Origin of the sequence: Dietzia sp. DQ11-44 (assembly GCF_014145205.1) — a bacterium.
Taxonomy (GTDB): Bacteria; Actinomycetota; Actinomycetes; order Mycobacteriales; family Mycobacteriaceae; genus Dietzia; species Dietzia natronolimnaea.
On sequence record NZ_JAALEC010000653.1, the window covers coordinates 1 to 7,270 of the forward strand.

9 protein-coding genes are annotated in these 7,270 nt (G+C 67.0%); 5 read left to right on the plus strand and 4 right to left on the minus strand.

All coding sequences use genetic code 11. The features are described from left to right. The first annotated feature begins 248 nt into the window (after positions 1–248). Complete coding sequence (locus G6018_RS15015) at positions 249–527, plus strand: WhiB family transcriptional regulator (RefSeq protein ID WP_179523730.1); 279 nt, start codon at positions 249–251, stop codon at positions 525–527. Between the two features lie 21 nt (positions 528–548). Here the strand turns inward: G6018_RS15015 and G6018_RS15020 are convergent, their stop codons facing one another. Beyond that, positions 549–1,031 carry a hypothetical protein gene (locus tag G6018_RS15020; protein ID WP_182640053.1) on the minus strand — a complete coding sequence of 161 codons (483 nt, stop codon included), beginning with the start codon at positions 1,029–1,031 and terminating at the stop codon, positions 549–551. A gap of 2 nt (positions 1,032–1,033) precedes the next feature. Continuing rightward, positions 1,034–2,272: a fatty acid desaturase gene (locus G6018_RS15025; protein WP_182611091.1), complete on the minus strand. Its 1,239-nt coding sequence runs from the start codon at positions 2,270–2,272 to the stop codon at positions 1,034–1,036. A gap of 97 nt (positions 2,273–2,369) precedes the next feature. Here G6018_RS15025 and G6018_RS15030 point away from each other — a divergent pair, with 97 nt between their 5' ends. From G6018_RS15030 to G6018_RS15045, 4 genes are all read left to right on the plus strand, one after another. Then, on the plus strand, positions 2,370–3,104 hold the full coding sequence (locus tag G6018_RS15030; RefSeq protein ID WP_095718777.1) for an amino acid ABC transporter ATP-binding protein: 735 nt from the start codon (positions 2,370–2,372) through the stop codon (positions 3,102–3,104). A gap of 94 nt (positions 3,105–3,198) precedes the next feature. Next, a complete protein-coding gene (locus G6018_RS15035) occupies positions 3,199–4,014 on the plus strand; it encodes a glutamate ABC transporter substrate-binding protein (protein ID WP_182640054.1) in 816 nt (271 codons plus the stop codon). A gap of 78 nt (positions 4,015–4,092) precedes the next feature. Then, positions 4,093–4,755 (plus strand): amino acid ABC transporter permease, encoded by a 663-nt coding sequence (locus tag G6018_RS15040; protein ID WP_095718779.1) that lies wholly within the window; start codon positions 4,093–4,095, stop codon positions 4,753–4,755. Then, positions 4,752–5,582: an amino acid ABC transporter permease gene (locus G6018_RS15045; RefSeq protein ID WP_179523725.1), complete on the plus strand. Its 831-nt coding sequence runs from the start codon at positions 4,752–4,754 to the stop codon at positions 5,580–5,582. The genes G6018_RS15040 and G6018_RS15045 overlap by 4 nt, the downstream gene beginning before the upstream one ends. A gap of 285 nt (positions 5,583–5,867) precedes the next feature. Here the strand turns inward: G6018_RS15045 and G6018_RS15050 are convergent, their stop codons facing one another. Together G6018_RS15050 and G6018_RS15055 are read right to left on the minus strand one after the other, a co-directional pair. Continuing rightward, positions 5,868–6,644: an SDR family NAD(P)-dependent oxidoreductase gene (locus G6018_RS15050; protein ID WP_182640055.1), complete on the minus strand. Its 777-nt coding sequence runs from the start codon at positions 6,642–6,644 to the stop codon at positions 5,868–5,870. 60 nt (positions 6,645–6,704) lie between these two features. Next, positions 6,705–7,270 (minus strand): VOC family protein (locus G6018_RS15055; protein ID WP_241732141.1); only part of this gene is annotated, 566 nt, incomplete at its 5' end.

Sequence of the window (7,270 nt, forward strand, 5' to 3'; positions counted from 1 at the left end):
CTGACGAGGCCCACTTCCGCCACTCGTCTCAGCAGATGAAGAGTCGGCCCCGGAGAATTGCCGAACTTTAACCTCTGGCCGCAGGCTCCGAAAAGCGCAGCCCCCGTCGACTTTTGCCGAGAAAGGTTAGCCTACGCTCGCTAATTTCCGTTTGACCTCGCCGCGTCGACTGTCAGGATGGAGTCAACCGCGTTCTGAACAATCAGGGCTCATGGCAGGGCACTTCAGCGTCGCGGGAAGGAGGCGCCGTGCCCAGATACAGGAACCTCGAACCCACTGCGGAGTTCTGGTCGTGGCGGGACGATGCCGCCTGCATCGATCTCGAAGACCTGTTCTACAGCGCAGAGGACGAATCGAAGGGCGAACGCCGTCGCAAGGAGGAGAGGGCCAAGGCCGTCTGTCAGGGCTGCCCGGTGTTCGACCCCTGTCGGCAGTTCGCCATGGAATCGAAGGAACTCTACGGGGTCTGGGGTGGGACGACCGAGTCCGAACGGCACGCCATGGCGGGCCGACACCGGACCGGCTGACACCGGCCGACCCCGCGGAGGTCAGAGATTCTCCCGCGGGGTCGCCTCATGACCCGTGGTGCCCGCGGACCGGTTCCGCTCCTTGAGTTCGGCCTCGTAGACGTGGCGACGCCCGTCGGTGACCTCGTCCCGGACGGCCTTGCTGACCTCTCGGGCAGTGGTCCAGAACCCGTCGTCGAACTCCTCGACCATCTGGAACGTCCACCGCCCGTGGAGGACGTTCACCCCGACCATCTCGGTCCGGATCAGCTCCGCGAGCTCGGTCCGGCCGACCGCCTCCAGCTGATCCGCGGCCTGCTGGTAGAGGATGTCCGCGCGCCCGATCAGCTGGTGCAGGTCATAGAGGTGCCCCCGGGCCCGCTCCACGTACTCCAGTGCCTCGGTGGCGGTGCCTGCGGCCTCCACCTCGGCGTCGGTCGCGCCGGGTGGTCGACGATGCGTCTCGTCGACGCTCGGCGTCCGGTCGCCGGAGGTAGCTCCCTCGTCCGCCCGGTCGTCCGCCACCGTCAGACCGTGCGGGTCAGGCGCCGGAGCTGATTCGGGTCGGTCCGGTGCTTGAGAGCGGTGACCAGGCCCGACCGGGGGCCCGCGTGATCGTCGTAGGTCCGCGGCTCACCCTCGAACATGCGCTCCGACCTGGTTTCCGGCGCGTCGTCCGTGGTGGCCTTGAGGAAGCGGTCGGGCAGCGAGAGCTTGGCGATCGTGCGCCACGACTGCCAGTACTGCTTGTACAGCGGACCCGTCGTATACGGCAGATCCCAGCGACGGCAGACGTCCTGGACCTTCTCCGAGATCTCGCCGTACCGGTTGGACGGGATGGTGGGGAAGAGGTGGTGCTCGATCTGGTAGGAGAGGTTGCCCGACATGAAGTGGGTGAGCTGGCTTCCGGTGAAGTTGGCGGAGCCGAGCATCTGACGCAGGTACCACTGCGCCTGGGTCTCCTCGGAGAGGTCCTCCAGGGTGAACTTGTCCGCACCGTCCGGGAAGTGCCCGCAGAAGATCACGGCGTTGGACCACAGGTTCCGGATGACGTTGGCGGTGGCGTTGGCGGCCATCGTCGACTTCCAGTTGGGGCCCGACAGGAGCGGGAACCACACGTAGTCCTTGCCCACCTGACGGCGGGCCTTGCGCAGGAACTGCCCGATGCGCCGCTTCTGCTCGGCCCGGCCGGACGAGTTGATGGTGCCCGGCGCGATCTCGAGGTGCTGGACCCCCACGCCCCACTGGAAGGTGAACGCCAGGATGGTGTTCCACACCAGGTTCAGCGAGTACGCCGGGTTCCACGGCTGGTCACGCGTCACACGGACCACGCCGTACCCGACGTCGTCATCCATCCCGATGATGTTGGTGTACGTGTGGTGGTGATGGTTGTGAGTGGCCTTCCAGTGCTCGGAGGTGCCCACGATGTCCCACTCCCAGGTGGTGGAGTGGATGACCGGGTCGTTCATCCAGTCCCACTGCCCGTGCATCACGTTGTGGCCGAGCTCCATGTTCTCGATGATCTTGCCCGCGGCCAGCATCCCGGTCCCCACCAGCCACGCCGGGCGGTACCCGGAGAAGAGGAGGACCGCCCGGCCACCGGCCACCAGTCCGCGCTGGAGACGGATCGTGTTCTGCACGTACCGGCGGTCGGATTCGCCGAGCGAGTCCACGACTTCCTGGCGGATCGCGTCGAGTTCCTCACCGATCGCCTCGACGTCCTCGGCGGAGAGATGGGCGTATTCCTTCACGTCTGATATCGCCATGGGTTGACGGTACGGAGGGTCGGTGAGGTTGTCGACCGGAAAGGTCCAATCGGCGAGTCGATCCTCGATGAATCCTCAGCCGCCTATGATCCCTCCCATGGCACTCGTCGAGATCTCAGGCGTGAACAAGCACTTCGGTGACTTCCAGGCGCTCAAGGACATCACCATGTCCATCGATCAGGGCGAGGTCATCGTCGTGATCGGCCCCTCGGGCTCGGGCAAGTCGACGCTGTGCAGGGCGATCAACAGGCTCGAGACCTTCGAGTCGGGCTCGATCACCATCGACGGCAAGGAGCTGCCCGAGGAGGGCAAGGCGCTCGCCAAGCTCCGTGCGGACGTCGGCATGGTCTTCCAGTCGTTCAACCTGTTCGCGCACAAGACGATCCTCGAGAACGTCACCCTCGGCCCCATCAAGGTGCGCAAACAGTCCAAGGCCGTCGCGGAGAAGCGGGCGATGGAACTGCTGGAGCGGGTGGGTGTCGAGCACCAGGCGTCCAAGTACCCGGCCCAGCTCTCGGGTGGTCAACAGCAGCGTGTCGCCATCGCGCGGTCCCTCGCGATGGACCCCAAGGTCATGCTCTTCGACGAGCCCACCTCCGCCCTGGACCCGGAGATGATCAACGAGGTCCTCGACGTGATGACCGGGCTGGCGAGGTCCGGGATGACCATGGTCGTGGTCACCCACGAGATGGGATTCGCGCGAAAGGCCGCCGACCGCGTCATCTTCATGGCCGACGGGGAACTGGTCGAACAGGCCACCCCTGAGGATTTCTTCACCAACCCGCAGAGCGCCCGTGCCAAGGACTTCCTGTCCAAGATCCTGACCAACTGAGTCGGCTCGGGTCCGCTCACCACCCCCGAACCGGGCCCCCGTTCCAGAATCACCTCCCCCAGATCTCGACCCACCCATTTCACGAGGAGAACACATGAACTTCCGACGGATCGGATCGGCCGCAGCGGCGGTCACCCTGGCTCTCGGCCTGACCGCGTGCGGGAACGATGACGGGGGCGAGAACCAGCTCCGGATCGGCATCAAGTTCGACCAACCGGGCCTGGGGCTGAAGGTGGGCAACGACTACAACGGGCTCGACGTCGACGTGGCCACCTACGTGGCCGAGAAGCTCGGCACCCCCGCCGAGGACATCGAGTGGGTCCAGGCACCGAGCGCGCAGCGCGAGACCCTCCTCGAGACCGGGCAGGTGGACATGATCGTGGCCACGTACTCGATCACCGACTCCCGCAAGGAGAAGGTCGACTTCGCCGGACCGTACTTCATCGCCGGCCAGGACCTCCTGGTCCGTGCGGACGACGACAGCATCACCGGGCCGGAGTCGCTCGACGGCAAGCGTCTGTGCTCGGTCTCCGGGTCGACCTCGGCGCAGAACGTCCAGGAGGAGGTCCCGGGGGTCAACCTCCAGGAGTTCGGCACCTATTCCGAGTGCGTCTCGGCACTGGTCTCCAACGCGGTCGACGCACTCACCACGGATGACACGATCCTCGCGGGTTACGCCGCGCAGGACCAGTACCAGGGTCAGCTCAAGGTGGTCGGATCCCCCTTCTCCGAGGAGCTCTACGGGATCGGTATCCAGAAGGGCGACACGGAGAAGTGCGAGCAGATCAACGAGGCCATCCGCGAGATGATCTCCGACGGCAGCTGGGACGCGGCCGTCGAGGAGAACCTCGGAGCGGCGGGCTTCGAGCCGGGAGAGGGCAACCCGCCCAACCCGGACGCCTGCGCCTGATCTGACCTGACAACTCCTCCGCGCCACCGGTGAACGGTGGCGCGGAGGCCCTCCACACCTCATGACGGAAGGTGGACCATGGGCGATATCTTCGCCGACTATGACGTCCTCGGGGCGGTGTGGGTCACCATTCAGCTCTCGCTCCTCGGGACGGTGGGCGCACTGGTGCTGGGGACGATCATCGCGATCCTGCGGGTCTCCCCGGTGGCCGTCCTCCGCGGACTCGGCACCTCCTACGTCAACATCTTCCGGAACCTGCCGCTGACGCTGCTGATGGTGTTCAGCATCCTCGGCCTGTCCTTCATCCTCCAGCTGTCCGTCTCGGACGACTTCGCCCGCAACGCCTTCTGGTGGGCCGCGATCATGCTCGCCGTCTACCACGCGGCGTACGTCTGCGAGGCCCTGCGCTCCGGTGTCAACACGGTCCCGGTGGGCCAGGCCGAGGCCGCCCGGTCCATCGGACTCGGGTTCGGGCAGTCGCTGCGGGAGGTGATCCTCCCGCAGGCGTTCCGAGGGTCCATCGCACCCATGGGTTCGGTGATCATCGCTCTCATCAAGAACTCGACGGTCGCCGCCGTCATCGGCGTGGGCGACTCGGCGGGGCTGCTCCAGGTGATCACGGAGAACGAGGGCGCGAGCCTGCCGACGTTCTTCTTCTTCGCCATGGTGTTCGTGATCCTCACCCTCCCGATCGGACTCTGGACCACGTCCCTCTCACGGAAGCTGTCGGTGAAGCGATGAGCACCCAGGCCGTCCTGTTCGACGCCCCGGGCCCCAAGGCCCGCCTCCGCCACAAGATCTTCACGGTGATCGGTGCCCTGATCGCCGTCGGCATCGCCTACGTGGTCTACATCCAGTTCGAGGCCGCCGGCCAGCTGCAGGCGTTCATGTGGGAGCCGTTCGTCACCGACCCGGAGGTGTGGACCTCCTACCTGATCCCCGGTCTCAAGGGGACGTTCACCGCGGCGGCCATCTCGATCGTCCTCGCGGTGATCTTCGGGCTGCTCTTCGGCATGGGCAGGCTCTCGCCGTTCGCCCCACTGCGGTGGTTCTGCAGCGTGATCGTGGAGTTCTTCCGCTCGGTCCCGGTGCTGCTGATGATGGTGTTCGCCTACTTCGGGTACTTCGCCACCTCGAACATCGTGCCCAATCAGCACGCGCCGCTGGCCGCGGTGGTCACCGCGCTCACCCTCTACAACGGTGCCGTCATCGCGGAGCTCGTCCGTTCGGGAGTCCACGGTCTGCCCTCGGGGCAGACCGAGGCGGGACTCGCGGTGGGGCTCACCCCGGGGCAGGTGCTGCGCTCGATCCAGCTCCCCCAGGCGCTCACGGCCATGCTCCCGGCCCTCGTCGGCCAACTCGTCGTCGTCCTCAAGGACTCCGCACTGGGGTACGGCATCACCTACCTGGAGCTGCTCAACTGGTCCAAGACCCTCGGCTCCGCCTACGCCAACACCGTTCCCGCGTACATCGTGGCCGGCATCCTCTTCGTGATCATCAACTACACGCTCACCAAGCTCGCCGTCTACCTCGAGGGGCGTCTGAAGAAGCGCCGCGCCAGGGCCTGACACCCCCGGGCGGGCGGGCGGGCATCTGCTCCCGCGCCTGTACACCTGCGGGGCAGGCGCCCGTCTCGATGAACACCGGCCTGCGCAGTTGCGCACGCGAGAGTTCAGGTACACGAGCGGCTGCGGTCCGCGGATGCGAACAGTGAGGGACGGGCGCGGCGTGGACGTACGCCGGGCCCTGGATACGCACGACGGCCCCGCCGGAATCCGATCCGGCGGGGCCGTCGTGTACCCGGGGCGACCCGGGGTCAGCGCACTGAGGTGTCAGCCCACTGCGGTGTCAGCTCACTTCGGTGGCATCCGGATGCCACCGTCGACGCGCACGGTCTGCGCGTTCATGTACGGGTTGGTGAGCAGCTCCATGACCATCGACGCCAGCTCGTCGCCCGAGCCGAGACGCTTGGGGAACAGGACGCTCTCGCCCAGCTTGGCCTTGAACGCCTCCGAGTCGGGGCCCTCGCCGTAGATCGGGGTGTCGATGAGGCCGGGGGCGACGGTGTTGAGGCGGATCCCGGCGGCCGACAGGTCACGGGCCACGGGCAGGGTCAGGCCCACGATGCCGCCCTTGGACGCGGAGTACGCGGCCTGGCCGATCTGCCCGTCGAACGCGGCGACGGAGGCCATGTTGACGATCGCGCCCTTCTGGCCGTCCTCGTCGGCCTCGCCGCGGGACATGGCCGTGGCGGCCAGTCGGAGCATGTCGAACGAGCCGACGAGGTTGATCTCGATGACCTTGCGGAACGAGTCGATGTCGAAGGCCGAGGCGAACTCGCCGTCCCGGCCGATCGTGCGCTGCGCCCAGCCGATGCCGGCCGAGTTGACCAGGTATCGCAGCGGGCCCAGCTCGAGCGCGGCCTCCACGGCCTTGATGTTGTCCTCGGTCTTGGTCACGTCGACGGCCACGAACACGCCGCCGACCTCGCCTGCGAGGGCCTCACCCTTCTCGGCGTTGAGGTCGGCGACGACCACCTTCGCACCCTGCGCGGCGAGCTGACGGACGACGGCGGCGCCGATTCCCGACGCACCGCCCGTGACGATTGCACTTGCTCCGGAGATATCCATGGCTGAACCGTAACAAGCGGAGGTGATCGATACGGGTGTCACGGGGCGGTCAGCCGGAAATCACCCGGCCGATCCGTCGACCACCACGTCCCAGCGGATGCCGAACCGATCCCGGACCTGACCGTAGTGGTCGCCCCAGGGAGCCACCTCGAACGGCATCGCCAGCTCGCCCCCGTCGTCGGCCACGGTGGCGATGAAGGTGCGGGCCTCGTCGGTGGTGTCGAAGGCGAGCAGGAACGAGTAGACGTCACTGGCGAGCCGGGGCAGGTCCTCGCCCATGGCGTCGCCACCGGTCAGGGTGATGCCCGGGGCCTCCAGCGTCGCGTGCGCGACCGATCCGGACGGCGGGGTGAACGGAATTCCCTCCATCGGCGGCATCTCGTCGTAGGTCATCAGGTCGAGTCGGCCACCGAAGAGATCGCGGTAGTACGGGAACGCCTCGGAGGCGTTACCCGGGAAGGAGATGTAGGGGCTGGACTGCATGGCCATCGCGGATCCTCTCGCCTGCGCGCCCCGGCCCGTGCCTGAGGCGTTCTCCGCATGATCGACGCTAGACCGGTCGCCGGCCGCAGTCACGAGAAATATCGACCGCTCCGCCGCTCCGCCGGTCCGCCGGTCCGCCGGTC